Raw genomic sequence first — 16,389 nt, 5'->3', positions numbered from 1 at the left:
GATTGTCCTATACTGATAATATAGAATTATAAAAGTTTTCTTACTAGGAAGAGGTCACCTTATTATGTTAGATAATAATCTAAGTACTGTTGAACAAAAACTTGAAACGAAATTAGACTCTTTTTTACAAGTAATACCGGTTATTCAAAAGATGTTGCCTGACATTGCGATTGGTATAACTAATACCGAGGAATGGTTAGCTTATTACCCAGGTAAAAAGATTGATATAGGCGCTTTAAAAGGCTTGAAAATTAACCCGCTTGAGCCGTTAGCTGAATGTATTTCAGAAAATAAAGTAATAGAAGCACAAGTACCAGCTGAATTCTTTGGTATTCCCTTTACAGGCTTAGCAACTCCAATTACAGATGGCAATGTGGTTATTGGCGCAATCGCAATTCAACTTCAAAAACAAAACGAACAGGAATTACGTAAAATTTCTGATCAAATTGTTGAATTTATTGAAAAAGCAAACGAACGTGTAACGGATATTGCAAAAGGGGCAGAAGGTCTAAGTGCCATTACCTCAAATCTCCTTGAGCAATCAAATAATACTTCTTCAGAAATGAAACAAACAGATGAGGTTATTAGTTTCATTAAAAATATTGCGAATCAAACGAATCTATTAGGTCTTAATGCAGCAATTGAAGCTGCAAGAGCAGGAGATATGGGACGTGGATTCGGGATTGTTGCTGATGAAATACGTAAACTGTCGAAAGAAACTGTCTCTTCAACTGAAAAAATTCAAACTACGCTTGAAAACATCAAACGATCTATGACCGAAATTACATTGTCAGTTGAAAAAGTTGTTTCAGTTGGACGTGAACAAGCTGTTTCTACAGAAGAAATTTCTGTCTTTATCGATCAAATCGAAGAAATGAGTAAAGAACTGAACAAATACGCTGCAGAACTATAAGGCATTCATGAAAACCATCTACTTTTAGATGGTTTTTTGCTTTTTTTTAATAATGTTAAATTAAATGAATAGTCATTCAATTAACATTCTTCCTATGATACACTTATGTTAAATAAAGGATTTTTAATGAATTAGGGGTGTATGAGATGAGATTAAAAGATAGAGTAGCTATCATTACTGGTGGCGCAAATGGTATTGGACTTGCGGCTTGCAAAAAATTCGTTGCTGAAGGTGCCAAAGTTATCATGGCAGACTTTGATGAACAGACTGGCAAAATACAAGAGAATTCCTTGAGAGAATTAGGGTATGAAGTTACGTTTTTAAAAGTTGACGTTGCTGATCGAAAGAGTGTAGATTTACTTGTTTCTAAAACAATAAAAACATATGGCACAATTGATATTCTAATTAACAATGCAGGTATTACGAGAGATTCCATGCTTCTTAAAATGGACCCGTCTGATTTTCAACGTGTATTAGACGTAAATATTAATGGCGTATTTAATTGTACACAGGCAGTTGTTCCTCATTTTATTGAAAAATCGAGCGGTAAAATTATAAATACTTCATCTGTGACAGGTGTTTATGGAAACGTGGGTCAAACGAATTATGCAGCATCAAAGGCGGCTGTAATTGGGATGACTAAATCGTGGGCGAAAGAGTTTGGTCGAAAAGGAATTCAAGTGAATGCGGTTGCGCCAGGATTCATTTCAACAAGTATGGTTGAAAAAATTCCTCAGGCGATGCTTGAGAAGATGGCTTCAGCTGTTTCGCTGCAACGACTTGGGCAACCTGAAGATGTGGCAAATGCTTATTTGTTTTTAGCTTCGAATGAAGCAGATTATATAACAGGTCATGTTCTTCATATAGACGGCGGGATTATGATGTAAATCACCGGGTAACGCTATTTCTATTTAGTTTTTGTATAATAGACATTGAGGTGACTTATTTATGTTTATAAGCGAAAAAGAAGTAGAAGTTCGTTATGCAGAAACAGATCAGATGGGCGTAGTGTATCATGCAAATTATTTAGTTTGGATGGAAATTGGTCGTACCAATCTGATAGAGGATTTAGGTTATACGTATGCAGGACTCGAAAGTGAAGGCTATTTATCACCAGTAATTGATTTAAGTATACAATATAAGGCATCCTTAAAGTATGGACAGACGGCCATTGTGCGTACTTGGGTTGAATCACATGGAAAATTGCGAACAAGTTATGGTTATGAGATTTTACATAAAGATGGAACAGTAGCAGCAACAGCTAAATCAGAACATGTCTTAGTGAAAAAAGAATCATTTAGACCCGTTCCACTTAAAAAAGTAGATCCCTCTTGGGACGCAAAATATTGTGAAATTGCAAGGGTGAAAAACTAATGGCTTTTGGAATCAAACGTCAAGAGTTAATGTCATGGAAGGAAGCAGTAAGTCGAGGAGAAATTTCATTTCTAACTCATTACTGGCTAGATGAACGATTTCCAGGTTGTAAAACTGTAACAAAAGTTGGTTGTTCAGATGTTGAACGGTTGATTCACTGGGGTAAACAATACGGATTAAAACCAGAGTGGATTGATTTTAAAGAAGGTTATCCACATTATGATTTATTTGGTCATTATCAAGAGAGTATTTTGAGTAAAGAAGGCATGTTAAATCAACTTAAACGTTTTGCGTGAAGAAGAAAACCACTATGTATTGAAACATAGTGGTTTTTGGATTCATTTTTTATATGAGTAGGTAAGTTCTTTTGACTTAGGATCGATATCCACATGAAGATCGTGACCGTCAAAATACCATTCATCATGTTCTTCGATATAAAAGTGGATGTCGTCTTCCATTAGCTCGACTGAAATCTCCATTGGTTCTTCTTTCGTAACACCTAAAGAGAATCCAGCATGCAATGAACTAGAACCACCATAGCGCGCGTAAAAGCGAATATGTTCGCCTTTTTTTGTTTCCATTTCTTCTTTAAACCAACTCATAGCTTCGTCTGAAATGATGATTTTCATTTGAACACCAGCCTTTCATGGTCTATTGTATTATATCCACTTCACTTTTGGCTCGGTTCCTGCTTTAATTCTTGTCATATTTGCTCGATGACGATACAAGATAAACGTCGCTAATAAAATAATAACAATTAGCAATGGTATATCCACTCTATAAAATATATTGTATAAAACTGTATAAAGTAGGCCAAGCATAGCGAGAATCATAGAAGTTAACGAAACCATTTTTGTCAGTTTTAATACGATAAAGAACCCTGCCAACATTATGACAAATAGCGGCCAGTGATATGCAAGAAGAACACCACCAGAAGTCGCGACTGCTTTTCCACCTTTAAATTGTGCAAAGATCGGAAACATATGCCCTATAACTGCCAACACACCTAGTATAAGAGGGTGTACATCTGTATTCGAAAAGAATGGCAGAAGAGGTAAGAGAGTAGCTGCTGTTCCTTTTAGGATGTCTAAAATGGAAACGATTAAACCGGCTTTAACTCCTAACGTACGAAACGTATTTGTTCCGCCTAAATTTCCACTTCCGTGTTTGCGAATATCTGTTTTATAAAGAAGTTTTCCAATCCATAAAGCTGATGGAATTGATCCTAATAAGTACGCGATAACTAATATAATTACAGTGTTCATAAAATGCCCCTTTAAAGTTAGTACTTACTCTTAATACTTACAACTAGTTTATCATTTGTACTATCTTGTCACAACGCTTTATCTTATATTAATATTCTAATAGATTCAACTTACTATTCTTGTAATAAACCGCTAGAGTCATTGCAAATACGGCATTCATTCTATACAATGAAAACATCTGTTTGTTTTTTGGAGGAGAACCATTTGACGAAAAATCAATCAATATCAGCTTATAATGACGATGCAATTCAAGTGCTCGAAGGACTTGAAGCCGTTAGAAAACGTCCAGGAATGTATATTGGCTCTACTGATGCACGAGGTTTACACCATTTAGTGTATGAAATTGTAGACAATTCAGTGGATGAAACACTAGCTGGCTACGGTCACCACATTATTGTCAATATTCACGAAGATCAAAGTATCAGTGTTCGTGATTTTGGACGTGGTATGCCAACAGGAATGCATAAAACCGGAAAACCAACACCAGAAGTAATTTTCACTGTGCTTCATGCTGGTGGTAAATTTGGACAAGGTGGTTACAAAACGAGTGGAGGCTTACACGGAGTAGGTGCTTCAGTAGTTAATGCACTATCTACATATTTAGAAGTAACGATTCATCGCGATGGAAAAAAATATCGCCAACGTTTTGAAAATGGTGGTCACCCAGTGACAACACTTGAACATATTGGTTCAACTAAAGAAACGGGTACTTCCATTCATTTTTTACCGGATCCAACGATTTTTTCGGTAACAAAATATAATTACGATACTATTTGCGAGCGTTTACGCGAGTCAGCTTTCTTACTTAAAGGACTAAAAATTGAACTGAATGATTTACGTAATGGAACTCAAGATATCTTCTTCTATGAAACGGGAATAGAAGCTTTTGTTGGTTATTTAAACGAAGAAAAAGATGTCTTGCATCCAGTGGCTTATGTGGAAGGAATTCAAGATGATATTGAAGTTGAATTCGCATTCCAGTTTAACGATGGGTATTCAGAGACTATTCTTTCATTCGTAAACAATGTTCGCACAAGAGATGGCGGAACACATGAAACAGGTGCCAAAGCTGCTTTAACACGTGTTTTTAATGAATATGCTCGGAAGACGAGTTTATTAAAAGAAAAAGATAAAAACCTCGAAGGTGCAGATATCCGCGAAGGAGTTGCAGCCATTGTTTCTGTGCGCATTCCTGAAGGAATTCTTCAATTTGAAGGACAAACTAAAGGCAAGCTTGGAACAAGTGAAGCTCGTGCAGCAGTAGATGCTGTCGTATCTGAGAAACTTCTTTACGTTTTAGAAGAGAATGCAGAATTAAGTGCATCTTTAGTACGAAAAGCTATTCGTGCTCAACAAGCTCGTGAAGCTGCTAGAAGAGCTCGTGAAGACGCGCGTAATGGAAAGAAATCAAAGAAATCTGCTTCCATTCTTTCAGGGAAATTAACGCCTGCTCAATCTCGAAATGCTGCCAAGAATGAATTATATCTAGTAGAAGGAGACTCTGCAGGTGGTTCAGCTAAACAAGGTAGAGATCGTAGTTTCCAAGCTATTTTGCCTTTACGAGGTAAAGTAATTAATACCGAAAAAGCGAAGCTTGCAGATATTATGAAAAACGAAGAAATTTCAACTATCATCCATGCAATCGGTGGAGGGGTTGGTGCAGATTTTTCTGTGCCTGATATCGCATACGACAAGATCGTGATTATGACCGATGCGGATACCGATGGTGCTCATATTCAAGTATTATTACTAACATTCTTTTACCGTTACATGAAGCCTTTAATTGAAGCAGGTAAGGTTTATATCGCTTTACCGCCGTTATATAAGGTTTACCGTGGAGTAGGTAAGAAGGAAGTTCTCCAATATGCGTGGACTGAAGCAGAATTAGATGCAGCTATTCGTAAGATCGGAAAAGGATATATGATTCAGCGATACAAAGGTTTAGGTGAAATGAACGCCGTTCAATTATGGGAAACCACAATGAATCCTGAAACACGTACATTAATTCGTGTGGAAATAGACGATGATGCACGCGCTGAAAGAAGAATTACGACCTTAATGGGCGATAAAGTAGAACCGAGACGTAGATGGATTGAAAGCAATGTTAATTTTGGCTTAGATGAGGAAAGCAATATTTTAGAGAATGAACTCATTCATGCTGAGGAGGATACAGAATGACACAAACCGAACGTTATCAAGATTTACCATTAGAAGAAGTCATCGGCGACCGGTTTGGCCGTTATAGCAAGTACATCATTCAAGACCGTGCATTACCAGATGCTCGTGATGGGTTAAAACCAGTACAACGTCGTATTTTATATGCAATGTTCCATGAAGGTAATACGAACGAAAAACCATTCCGTAAATCAGCTAAAACGGTTGGTAATGTAATTGGTAACTATCATCCTCATGGTGATACATCTGTTTACGAAGCAATGGTACGTATGAGCCAAGACTGGAAAGTTCGTCACATGTTAATTGAAATGCATGGTAACAACGGTTCTGTTGATGGAGATCCACCTGCAGCAATGCGTTATACAGAAGCTCGTTTATCTGCTATTGCTGGAGAAATGCTTCGCGATATTCAAAAACAAACTGTAGATCTTGTCCAAAATTTCGACGACTCCGAACTTGAGCCGACTGTATTGCCAGCTCGTTTTCCGAATTTATTAGTCAATGGTGCATCTGGGATTTCTGCTGGGTATGCGACGGATATGCCACCACATGCTTTACATGAAGTTTTAGATGCAGTTTTAATGCGAATGAACAATCCTGAAGCCACAGTTGACGAACTCATGACTGTTTTAAAAGGTCCAGATTTCCCAACAGGTGGTACGATTCAAGGCATTGATGGAATTAAAAAAGCATATGAAACAGGTAAGGGCAAAATCATTATCCGTTCAAAAGCTGAAATTGAACCTTTAAAAGGCGGAAAAGAACAAATTGTCATTACTGAAATACCTTATGAAGTGAATAAAGCAATGCTCATCAAAAAAATTGATGAACAACGTTTGGATAAAAGATTAGATGGAATTGCAGATGTTCGTGATGAATCAGACCGAACTGGTTTGCGCATTGTCATTGAATTGAAAAAAGAAATCGATGCTAGAGGTATCCTTCAATTCCTATTTAAAAACACAGATTTACAAATAGCCTATAACTTCAATATGATCGCTATTCATAATAGACGTCCAACGATGATGACTTTGCCATTATTATTAGATGCTTATATTGGTCATCAAAAAGAAGTTGTGACTAGAAGATCAGCATTTGATTTACAAAAAGCAAAAGATCGTATTCATATCGTTGAAGGGTTAATGAAAGCTTTATCCATTTTAGATGAAGTGATTAAAACCATTCGTGCATCTCTAGACAAACGTGATGCTAAAAACAATTTAATACAGAAGTTCACATTTACTGAAACACAAGCTGAAGCAATTGTATCTCTTCAACTTTACCGTTTAACAAACACTGATATAACGGATTTAAGAAATGAAGAAGCAGAATTAAAAAATACGATTAGTGAATTAATGTCTATTTTGAATAATGAAGCAAAATTAGCAAAAGTCATTCAAAAAGAATTACAAGCAATTCGTAAACAATTTGCAGAACCGAGAAGATCGATTATTGAAGATCAAATCGAAGAAATCAAACTCACATTAGATGTATTGATACCTAGCGAAGAGGTAGTCGTGACTGTAACGAAAGATGGTTACGTTAAGCGCACAAGCTCTCGTTCTTACAGTGCTTCTAATGGAAAAGACTTTGCCATGAAAGATTCAGATTATCTATTATTCGAGTCAACGATGAATACACAACATCAATTATTACTGTTTACTAGTTTGGGTAACTATATTTATCAACCAGTTCATGAGCTACCAGATATACGTTGGAAGGACCTCGGTCAGCATATATCAAGTATTATTTCTCTTGATTCGAATGAAACAATTATAAAAGCGATTCCAATTGTTGATTTCACGGAAGATTTATATATTTTAGCTGTTTCGAAACAAGGTCAAATCAAACGTTCAGTCCTTGCTGACTATCAAGTGCAACGTTATTCACGCACATTAAACACGATGAATTTGAAAAAAGGTGACGAAGTCGTCTATATCAACTTAGTAACCCCTATAGATGATGTCTTTATTGTGACCCATAATGCCTATGCTGTTCGTTTTAATATGCAAGAGGTTCCAGTAACCGGTATTAAAACAGGTGGCGTAAAAGGAATTAACCTTAAAGATGGTGACGTGGTAGTGAATGCGGCAACAATTCCAGCTGAAGCATCAGGAGACATTTTCCTTGTAACACATCGTGGAGCAGTCAAAAAAATGTCACTCAAAGAATTCGAACCTGGATCACGTGCAAAACGAGGAATTGTGGTTTTACGTGAATTAAAATCAAATGCACACCGAGTAAGTGGCGTATATTATGTAGAAAATCAAGATCAAATCATTATTGAAACGACTAAAGGAGCACGCGAATTAGTAGATACAAAACCAATTCGTGTATCAGATCGTTATTCGAATGGATCATTTATTATCGACACAGATAAAGATGGCGATGTAGTTCGCGTTTGGAAAGTAAATAAGCAAGAAGCTTGAAAGGGTACAACTAGGGAGCTATAATAGCTCCCTTTGTTGTATATAGGAGTAATTATGTGGAAAAATCGTAACGTATGGATTATTTTAGTTGGAGAAATGATTGCAGGGCTTGGGTTATGGACTGGAATTATTGGAAACTTGGAATTCATGCAAGAACGTATTCCTTCAGATTTCTTAAAATCAGTTATTATGGCAATCGGATTATTAGCTGGAATTCTAGTTGGACCATTAGCAGGTAAAATCATTGATCAAACTAAGAAGAAGAACGTGTTATTAATTTCAGGATTTGGACGGATGGTAAGCGTTAGTTTTATGTTAATTGCTATTTGGACTGGTTCTATTTGGTGGATGGTTGCATTTATGATCAGCATTCAACTTTCTGCTGCTTTTTATTTCCCGGCTCTACAAGCAACCATTCCTTTGGTCGTAAAAGATGATCAATTATTACAAATGAATGGTTGGCATATGAATGTAGCCACAATGGCTCGAGTTATTGGAACTGCGTTAGCTGGTGTAGTGTTGGTTTATTGGTCCCTTCAGTCACTTTATTTCATGTCCATCATCGCTTATTCAGGTTTGTTGATCTTCACGTTCATGCTCCGTATTGAAGAGGAGGAGGGAAGAGAGGCTCAAGTAAAAGTCGCTGCTCCTGGTAAAGGTGGATTCATGGAAGTGTTTCCAATCTTAAAATCCTATCCAGCTGTCATGATGACGTTAGTTATGACATTAATTCCACTGCTCTTCATCGGATCATTTAACTTATTGGTCATAAACATAAGTGAAATGCAAGATTCCTCTTCCATTAAAGGTGCCATTTATGCAGCGGAAGGTATTGCTTTTATGCTCGGAACAGTAGCTGTAAAATATATTGGCATGAAATGGAGAACAAGTACGATTTTATTCGTATTTGCCTTTATCATAGGTTTTGCCGAGTTAATTTTAATATTTGCTAATATTCCAGTGTTATCAGTGGTTGCCTTTGCGGTATTTGGATTTTCAGTCGGATGCTTTTTCCCAACAGCTATGACTATTTTCCAGAAACAAATGCCAAAAGCGTTTCATGGACGATTTTTCTCGTTCAGAAATATGTTAGAACGAGTGATCTTCCAAGTTGTTTTATTAGCAACTGGGGCATTATTAGATTTAATCGGCTTACAATGGATGGTTGTCGTATTTGGTGTATTAAGTTTAAGCTTAACGACGATATTCTTGGTACAAATGAAACGTAGGGATATACATTTAGATACAAATACAAAACCCGTTGAAATCTAATCGATTTCAGCGGGTTTTTTAATCGAATTAAAAATTTCTTAAGCATCATAGTGTCATCATGAATTAGGACACTTCTTCATATACATAACAGATAAATGTAGCTGACGGGACCAAATAAAAATATTAAAGTTCTAATGATTCCAAAAATGGAGTGTGATTAGGTATGAAGATTTTACTTACTGGTGGAGCTGGATTTATTGGTTCTCATATTGCAGAAGCTTTGTTAGAAGCTAATTATGAGGTAATTATTGTGGATAATTTGATAACAGGAAATGAAGAAAACATACCATCAGGTGCTAAATTTTACAATCGAGATATATGTCTCTCTATAGATGACATTTTTGTTTTAGAAAAGCCCGACTATGTAATCCATCAAGCTGCACAAGTCTCAGTTGGAAAGTCATTGGAATCTCCTATTGATGATGCTCAAATTAATATTTTAGCTACAATTAATCTCTTGGATGCCTGTGTTAAATACAAAATAAAGAAATTCATTTTTGCATCAACCGCTGCTGTCTACGGAAATCCACTTTATTTACCAATTGATGAATCTCATCCCACAAAACCAATTTCATTTTACGGATTGTCAAAATGTACTTCAGAGTTATACATTAAACTCTATTCTGAATTGTTCGCTTTACCTTATTCAATATTACGGTATGCAAATGTTTATGGTCCTAGACAGAATGCTAATGGGGAAGCAGGTGTAATTGCTATTTTTGCCGAGAAAATTATTAATGCCAAGACACTTCGCATTTATGGTGATGGACTGCAAACTAGAGATTTTATTTTTGTGAAAGACGTAGCAAAAGCTAACGTAGCTGCATTGAATAGAGAAAATAATGAAATAGTCAATATCAGTACGAATGTGCAAACGTCTTTACTAACACTTTTTTTCGAGTTTAAAAATATCATGAAGAACAACTCTCTACTTCCAGTTTTTTGTGACCCCAAGTTTGGAGATATTAATAATAGCTTGTTATCAAATGATAAAGCAAAAAACTTATTACATTGGAGGCCGATTCATAATATTTCAACGGGTTTAAAAGAAACCATTTTGTATTATAAAAATACCATCAAACATAATGGATAAGGTGGTTAGTATGAACGAAAACATGGACTTAAAGAAGTTTCTAAAAATATTGCAGAAAAGATATATTTCAATAATTATCACGAGTATAAGTATAATCATTTTCACTGTTTGCATAGTGATACTTGCAATGAAACCAACCTACGAAGCTACGGAATCGTTACTAATTGGTGTATTTAAAAATAAAGACCTTCAAGAAACTCAAGAAATAACAAGGATTGTCGCTTCATCTACAGACTTTATTAAGAGTCCGGTTGTTCTTCATAAAGTTGAAAAAGAACTTAAAATAAGTAATGTTTCAGAAAATATTGTTGTGAAAAATAATTATAACTCGCAAATCATTAACATTGTGGTTCGGAGTAATGATTCGAAATTAGCTGAGGATATAGCAAATACAGTTGCATTGGTTGCACGGGATGAAATGAATAAGCTATTGAATAGTGAGGATATCAAAATCTTAAGCGGACCAGATTCAAGCACTTCGTTAAAGCGAGTAGATAGTCCTCTTTTAAATATCGCAATAGGATTAATGGTTGGTATATTTGCAGGGATAGGCATTGCAATGACTAGAGAATATCTTGATGATAGTGTGGAATCGGCATTTGATCTTGAAGCACTTCGTTTAACAGTATTAGGAGAAGTAGACTTAAAAAGAAAGATGAAACTAAAAGGAAAACAACTTCAATCTAATAAGAAGTCTAATAAAAAAACGTTTAGAAAACTGAAACTAAGCCCTGAACTAGTTAGTACAGAGCAAATTAGAATAATTAGAACAAATATTGAAAATAGACAAAAAAACTGTTCGTTACTATTAATTACTTCTCCAAATTTAAGCGAACAAAAGTCTATTATTTCTGCTAAGTTAGCCATTTCAATGGCTGAAAAAGGAAAAAAAGTTTTACTTATTGATGCAAACTTGGACAATCCATCGTTACATGTGTGGTTCAACTTAGATAATAAATCAGGATTTACCAATGTATTATTGAATGATGGAAACTTACATATTCATTCACATTATACCTACACCACTGGCTTATCTCTTTTAACGACTGGTCCATTATTAGATGAACCATCGAAAGTTTGGGGTTCTCATAATTTGGAAAATTCAATAATTAATTTAAAGACTCATTATGATTTGATTATTATCGAAAGTCGAGACTTTTTGTCCGCTTCAGACTCTCAAATATTAGCTAAATATTGTAATGATGTTTTATTGGTTGTAAAAAAGAATTCAACTACAAAAGAAGATGTTATTAAAACTAAAAAATATTTAGAAACAGGCAATAAAAATATTCTTGGCGTAATATTTCAGGTTAAATAGCAAAATCAAAAGGTGGAGAAAAAATAATTGATTTAACTAGAAATTCCATTGTTAAAAATGTACTTCACCTATTCTATAGCACAGCACTTTCAAGTATTTTAAATCTCTTAACATTAATACTTTTAGCAAAAAGTATGAATTCGGAGAACTATGGTATGTTTAGTATCGCTTTGGCCATTTCTCTGGTCATGGGCTATTTTACGGATGTAGGTTTAAGTGTAACAGTCCTTAGAGAAGGTTCTAAAAAAGAATCCAATCTCGAAGCAATAATTTCATCTTATATAAAAGTAAGGATTGTATTGTTAATTGCCATTTTTTTATGTGGATTTATGGTTATCCACTTAATTTATGAAAATCAAGAATTAATTAAAACAATGTATTTCCTTATAATACCAATGGTGCTAGGTTTATCTTTACAAAGCGTAGGAATCACTTATTTTCAACTCGTAGAAAAAATGCAGTATTTGGGAATTATTAGAATTTCATCGGCATTATTCTTAGTTATAAGTATATTTTTAGGTAGTTGGTTAAAAGTCGGCCCTTTCATTATAAGCTTCTTGTATGGATTTTCGTATTTTTTAGCAGGATTAGTAGGATTATTTCTTGTGAGCAAACATATTGAACTCTCATTTAAATGGCCATTTCAAAAATTGATTCTCTACAAACTTTGGATTTTTTTATTAAGTGGATTACTAATGATGCTTTTGCCACAAATCGGGCCAATTGTATTAGAAAAAACATTAACTCTAAGTCAATTAGGCATGTTTGCAATTGCTCTCCGAATCCCAGCATCACTCTATCAGATACCAGGTGTGATTGCAGGTGCGTTTTATCCAGCTTTGTTCAGACTATATAATATCGATGAATCTGATCAACATTTAAAACTAAATATATTGCAATTAAAAATCATGTCTTTAATGGGAATGTGTATTACTATTGTTTTGTTTTACATGTCTGAAGAAATTATTCTTCTACTATTTGGACATAAATGGATTCATGCAGCTGAAGCATTACAAGTTTTGTCATTACTACTAGTATTACAAAGCATCAATATTGCTTTAGCAGATGGTTTAACTACACAAGCAAAGCAAAATTATCGGACAATAGTTCAGTTTGTTTCTGTTGTTTGTGCAATTTTCCTCTTTTTATTTTTAAGTAATCTATATTTGATTTTAGGTGCCGCTATGGCTTGTTTATGTATAGAAGCAATCGCATTAATTGGTTTCTGGATCACTAATCCAAACAGGTGGATTATTGCCAAAAATGTACTTGTACCATATTCGATTTTTTTCGGTATATCTTTATTTGGTACTTACACATTTTTCGAATCGACTCCTATAGTAGCAATGATTATTTGCATTTTTGTACTCACTATTGTGGTTTTACTAGATAGAGTATTAAGCAGAAACATTATTACCTATTTTAAGAGATCGACCATTGGGAGAGTTCTTAGCAAGTTTTGGAAAGGATCTTGATAATGGAAATTCGAACAGATCAAAATAAAATATTTCCATTGTTTTTATTGATTCTACTTATTACCCTAGGTAAATATTACATTTACATAGGTTTTGCATTAAAACCATATATGGTATTTTTGTTTTTTCTATTTGTTTTCAATGTAACTGTATTCTACTTTGTCAAGTTCCATTTCTATGAATTTATTATGATTTTATTTTATTTAACCTTCAGCTTTACTGGTGCATTTTCATTATATCCGATTGAAAGTATTCGTATTATTTTAGGAATAATATTATTAATCATCTGTTATTTTATCATTAGATTCTTTTTAGTTAAATATTCTATATATGCGATTGAGAAAGCAATTGGATATTCAGGACTAGTTTTTAATACGCTAAGTCTTCTCTTATATGGTATTGCACTAAAATTCAAACTTACTACTATTGGTGGAGTAATGATGGATAGAGATTATCCTCGCTTAATTGGAGTAGTTACCGACCCAAATTATTATATTTTTTATAATTCGATTTTTTTCACATATTTCTTATGTAATTCAAAAAGTTCTTTAAATAAAATCGGCTTAATCCTCTGTTTAATTACAAACTTATTAACTTTTTCTAGAGGCGGCATAATGGCCATGGCTTTTGTCTTTATTATATTTTTATTGATGAGTAAACCAATTAAACAATTTAAATTAATCTTGTCTTCCATTAGTTTGTTGTCATTATTTGCATTTATTTTGACATTTGTATTTCATATAAATTTTATGAATATGATTTTTTCTAGAATTCAAGATTTTTCAACGGATGGGGGAAGTGGCCGATTTGAATTGTGGAGCAGAGCATGGACTTATTTTGGATCACAGCCCTTTTTTGGTATAGGTGCATTTAATTTTAAAGAGTATAATTCTCATGATTTTAGTGATACTCATTTTGTTCATAACACTTTCTTAGAAATACTTTCGGAGTCGGGTGTAATCGGTTTTAGTATATATGTACTTTTTTTATTCTTTGTTTGCTATCAATTGCTGGAAAACAATTTGGCTTTTGAGAAACCATTTTTATTTTTAACATTCATTTTATTTCTTGTACAAATGACATCACTTACTTTCTTTATTAACGAAGTATTTCTCTTGTATTTGGCTATTGTGGCAAACTATATTCCACGTCAAAAAAGTTTAAAAGAGCGTTCATTAACAATATAAGATCCAAGAGTAATCCCAATCGTTCAATAGTAAATAAAGAATAGGAATCTTACTTTATTAACCCCTATAATTATTAACGATTTGTTTGTATATGTCTAAGTATCCAAAACAAATCATATATTATCTTAGTATTAATGGTTTACATGATTAGGTATTTAAGTGTAAAGAAGATAATACTAAGTAATAATTACTGGGTACATTGGAGGTGGTAGTAAATGTCACAATTCAATATTTTATTCACTAGTGTAGGGAGAAGAGTTCAATTAATAAATCATTTTAAACGCACTTTGAATGAACTTGGTGTAGAGGGGAAAATCATAACAACTGATTTTAAAAATTCAGCTCCTGCATCCTATATGTCAGATACACATATAGTAGTTCCTAAAATATCTGATTCTAACTATATCGAAGCTTTAAAGAATATTTGTCAAAAATACAATATCACCCTTCTTATTCCACTAATTGATACCGAGTTAACTCAATTATCTTTTCATAAAGAAGAATTCGAAGAAATAGGTGTAACTTGTTTAGTTTCTTCATGCGAAGTTAATGATATTTGTTTCGATAAGAGAAATACTTATCATTTTTTTAAAAATACAGGTTTTCAAACCCCAGATATTTTTGATGTGAACATACTAATGAATAGCCAACAATTCAATTTTCCTTACATAATTAAGCCAGTAAATGGAAGTAGTAGCGAAGGGGTTAATAAAATAAATAACATCAATGAGTTATTATTTTTTATAAACTATACACCTGATGCGATGTTACAAAATTTTGTTGTAGGCGATGAATATACAGTAGATGTTCTTGTCGATTTTTCAGGAAATATTCGTTCTGTGGTTCCAAGACTTCGTATAGAAACTCGTGCTGGAGAAGTGAGTAAAGGACTCACCGTGAAAAATAAATTATTAATTGAGGCAAGTAAAAAGGTTGTAGAAGCACTTCCAGGAGCGTTAGGATGCATAACTTTGCAATGTTTTATCACAAACGATGGGGAAATTACATTTATCGAAATTAATCCTAGGTTTGGAGGAGGTGTACCATTGTCTTTTGAGGCTGGGGCTGATTTTCCTAAGTATATAATCCAGTGGATGAACGGTGAAGAGACTCATAATAGGATTGACGATTGGATGGATGGGTTAGCTATGCTGAGATATGATGAAGCGATTTTCATCGAAAAGGGATCAGAATTATGGCTTTAACGCAAATTGTTATATTTGATATGGACGATACTCTTTACCCAGAAAGTGAGTATGTTAGCAGCGGTTTAAAATCAATATCCCACTTTCTATATACTAAATACAATATACCTGATTTTTATAACCATGCATTTGCGCTTTATAAAGAAGGCGAAAGAGGGAATATTTTCAATCTTGCACTAGATCAATTGGGAATTCATTATAATGAAGCATTTATCTTTCAACTTGTTGAGATGTACCGTAATCATTCTCCTCAGATTAAATTATTTGAAGATGCTGATTGGGCTCTAAAATACTTTAGAACATATAAAGGTATTGGACTATTAACGGATGGATATGCAAATTCACAAATTAGTAAAGTAAAAGCGTTAGGTATTCAAGACTCTTTTGATTTCATTGTTTATACAGACTTGTTAGGAAAAAATAAATGGAAACCTAATCATCTACCATATTTAACCATGATGGAGTACTTTAAAGGTCAAGCAAAGGATTTTGTGTATGTTGGGGACAATCCTTTAAAAGATTTTGTTGCTGCAAAAAAGTTAGGTTGGAAAACCATAAAAATTCGCAGAACAATTGGCGAATATCGTGATGTAAAAGTAGATGAAATATACGATGCCGACATCTGTATCTCTTCTCTTAGAGAATTAAGTAATGTTATTTAGATGAGGGAGTTGAATATATTT

15 protein-coding genes are annotated in these 16,389 nt (G+C 33.9%); 13 read left to right on the top strand and 2 right to left on the bottom strand.

Translation table 11 applies throughout. From position 1 onward, the window contains the following. Window positions 1-64: 64 nt before the first annotated feature. The 4 genes from ACHUE4_RS03820 (at window position 65) to ACHUE4_RS03805 (ending at window position 2,583) form a co-directional block, all read left to right on the top strand. Window positions 65-913, top strand: a complete 849-nt coding sequence (locus ACHUE4_RS03820) for a methyl-accepting chemotaxis protein (RefSeq protein WP_394188057.1) — start codon at window positions 65-67, stop codon at window positions 911-913. A 146-nt stretch (window positions 914-1,059) separates the two neighbouring features. Beyond that, window positions 1,060-1,800 (top strand): 3-oxoacyl-ACP reductase FabG, encoded by a 741-nt coding sequence (gene fabG / locus ACHUE4_RS03815; protein ID WP_394188056.1) that lies wholly within the window; start codon window positions 1,060-1,062, stop codon window positions 1,798-1,800. 61 nt (window positions 1,801-1,861) lie between these two features. Next, complete coding sequence (locus tag ACHUE4_RS03810) at window positions 1,862-2,287, top strand: acyl-CoA thioesterase (RefSeq protein ID WP_394188055.1); 426 nt, start codon at window positions 1,862-1,864, stop codon at window positions 2,285-2,287. Continuing rightward, a complete protein-coding gene (locus ACHUE4_RS03805) occupies window positions 2,287-2,583 on the top strand; it encodes a hypothetical protein (RefSeq protein WP_394188054.1) in 297 nt (98 codons plus the stop codon). Before ACHUE4_RS03810 ends, ACHUE4_RS03805 begins: the two co-directional genes overlap by 1 nt. Window positions 2,584-2,625: 42 nt before the next feature. Here ACHUE4_RS03805 and ACHUE4_RS03800 read toward each other — a convergent pair whose 3' ends face one another. Beyond that, window positions 2,626-2,916, bottom strand: coding sequence for a HesB/YadR/YfhF family protein (locus tag ACHUE4_RS03800; protein ID WP_394188053.1), 291 nt, complete (start codon window positions 2,914-2,916; stop codon window positions 2,626-2,628). A 30-nt stretch (window positions 2,917-2,946) separates the two neighbouring features. Next, window positions 2,947-3,552: a glycerol-3-phosphate 1-O-acyltransferase PlsY gene (plsY, locus tag ACHUE4_RS03795; protein WP_394188052.1), complete on the bottom strand. Its 606-nt coding sequence runs from the start codon at window positions 3,550-3,552 to the stop codon at window positions 2,947-2,949. Between the two features lie 204 nt (window positions 3,553-3,756). On the opposite strand from plsY, the gene parE reads away from it, so the two are divergent. The 9 genes from parE (at window position 3,757) to ACHUE4_RS03750 (ending at window position 16,368) form a co-directional block, all read left to right on the top strand. Beyond that, window positions 3,757-5,730 carry a DNA topoisomerase IV subunit B gene (parE, locus tag ACHUE4_RS03790; protein ID WP_394188051.1) on the top strand — a complete coding sequence of 658 codons (1,974 nt, stop codon included), beginning with the start codon at window positions 3,757-3,759 and terminating at the stop codon, window positions 5,728-5,730. Next, window positions 5,727-8,156, top strand: coding sequence for a DNA topoisomerase IV subunit A (gene parC, locus ACHUE4_RS03785; protein WP_394188050.1), 2,430 nt, complete (start codon window positions 5,727-5,729; stop codon window positions 8,154-8,156). Before parE ends, parC begins: the two co-directional genes overlap by 4 nt. A 54-nt stretch (window positions 8,157-8,210) precedes the next feature. After that, window positions 8,211-9,428, top strand: coding sequence for an MFS transporter (locus tag ACHUE4_RS03780; protein WP_394188049.1), 1,218 nt, complete (start codon window positions 8,211-8,213; stop codon window positions 9,426-9,428). A 163-nt stretch (window positions 9,429-9,591) separates the two neighbouring features. Beyond that, window positions 9,592-10,521 (top strand): NAD-dependent epimerase/dehydratase family protein, encoded by a 930-nt coding sequence (locus ACHUE4_RS03775; RefSeq protein WP_394188048.1) that lies wholly within the window; start codon window positions 9,592-9,594, stop codon window positions 10,519-10,521. A gap of 10 nt (window positions 10,522-10,531) precedes the next feature. After that, window positions 10,532-11,839 carry a tyrosine-protein kinase domain-containing protein gene (locus tag ACHUE4_RS03770; RefSeq protein WP_394188047.1) on the top strand — a complete coding sequence of 436 codons (1,308 nt, stop codon included), beginning with the start codon at window positions 10,532-10,534 and terminating at the stop codon, window positions 11,837-11,839. Beyond that, window positions 11,836-13,314, top strand: a complete 1,479-nt coding sequence (locus ACHUE4_RS03765; RefSeq protein WP_394188104.1) for an oligosaccharide flippase family protein — start codon at window positions 11,836-11,838, stop codon at window positions 13,312-13,314. The genes ACHUE4_RS03770 and ACHUE4_RS03765 overlap by 4 nt, the downstream gene beginning before the upstream one ends. 2 nt (window positions 13,315-13,316) lie before the next feature. Continuing rightward, on the top strand, window positions 13,317-14,501 hold the full coding sequence (locus ACHUE4_RS03760; RefSeq protein ID WP_394188046.1) for an O-antigen ligase family protein: 1,185 nt from the start codon (window positions 13,317-13,319) through the stop codon (window positions 14,499-14,501). Between the two features lie 215 nt (window positions 14,502-14,716). After that, window positions 14,717-15,706 (top strand): ATP-grasp domain-containing protein, encoded by a 990-nt coding sequence (locus ACHUE4_RS03755; protein ID WP_394188045.1) that lies wholly within the window; start codon window positions 14,717-14,719, stop codon window positions 15,704-15,706. Beyond that, window positions 15,697-16,368: an HAD family hydrolase gene (locus ACHUE4_RS03750; protein WP_394188044.1), complete on the top strand. Its 672-nt coding sequence runs from the start codon at window positions 15,697-15,699 to the stop codon at window positions 16,366-16,368. The genes ACHUE4_RS03755 and ACHUE4_RS03750 overlap by 10 nt, the downstream gene beginning before the upstream one ends. The last annotated feature ends 21 nt before the right edge of the window (window positions 16,369-16,389 follow it).

The sequence above is a fragment of the Paenisporosarcina quisquiliarum genome (assembly GCF_043641925.1).
Classification (GTDB): Bacteria; Bacillota; Bacilli; order Bacillales_A; family Planococcaceae; genus Paenisporosarcina; species Paenisporosarcina quisquiliarum_A.
This window is presented reverse-complemented; position numbering and strand designations above follow the sequence as displayed.

Coding starts and splice junctions, on each gene's coding strand:
- ACHUE4_RS03800 (WP_394188053.1), bottom strand. CDS start 2,916: ATGAAAATCATCATTTCAGACGAAGCTATGAGTTGGTTTAAAGAAGAA.
- ACHUE4_RS03770 (WP_394188047.1), top strand. CDS start 10,532: ATGAACGAAAACATGGACTTAAAGAAGTTTCTAAAAATATTGCAGAAA.
- ACHUE4_RS03750 (WP_394188044.1), top strand. CDS start 15,697: ATGGCTTTAACGCAAATTGTTATATTTGATATGGACGATACTCTTTAC.
- ACHUE4_RS03805 (WP_394188054.1), top strand. CDS start 2,287: ATGGCTTTTGGAATCAAACGTCAAGAGTTAATGTCATGGAAGGAAGCA.
- ACHUE4_RS03820 (WP_394188057.1), top strand. CDS start 65: ATGTTAGATAATAATCTAAGTACTGTTGAACAAAAACTTGAAACGAAA.
- ACHUE4_RS03775 (WP_394188048.1), top strand. CDS start 9,592: ATGAAGATTTTACTTACTGGTGGAGCTGGATTTATTGGTTCTCATATT.
- fabG (WP_394188056.1), top strand. CDS start 1,060: ATGAGATTAAAAGATAGAGTAGCTATCATTACTGGTGGCGCAAATGGT.
- ACHUE4_RS03760 (WP_394188046.1), top strand. CDS start 13,317: ATGGAAATTCGAACAGATCAAAATAAAATATTTCCATTGTTTTTATTG.
- parC (WP_394188050.1), top strand. CDS start 5,727: ATGACACAAACCGAACGTTATCAAGATTTACCATTAGAAGAAGTCATC.
- ACHUE4_RS03755 (WP_394188045.1), top strand. CDS start 14,717: ATGTCACAATTCAATATTTTATTCACTAGTGTAGGGAGAAGAGTTCAA.
- ACHUE4_RS03780 (WP_394188049.1), top strand. CDS start 8,211: ATGTGGAAAAATCGTAACGTATGGATTATTTTAGTTGGAGAAATGATT.
- ACHUE4_RS03810 (WP_394188055.1), top strand. CDS start 1,862: ATGTTTATAAGCGAAAAAGAAGTAGAAGTTCGTTATGCAGAAACAGAT.
- plsY (WP_394188052.1), bottom strand. CDS start 3,552: ATGAACACTGTAATTATATTAGTTATCGCGTACTTATTAGGATCAATT.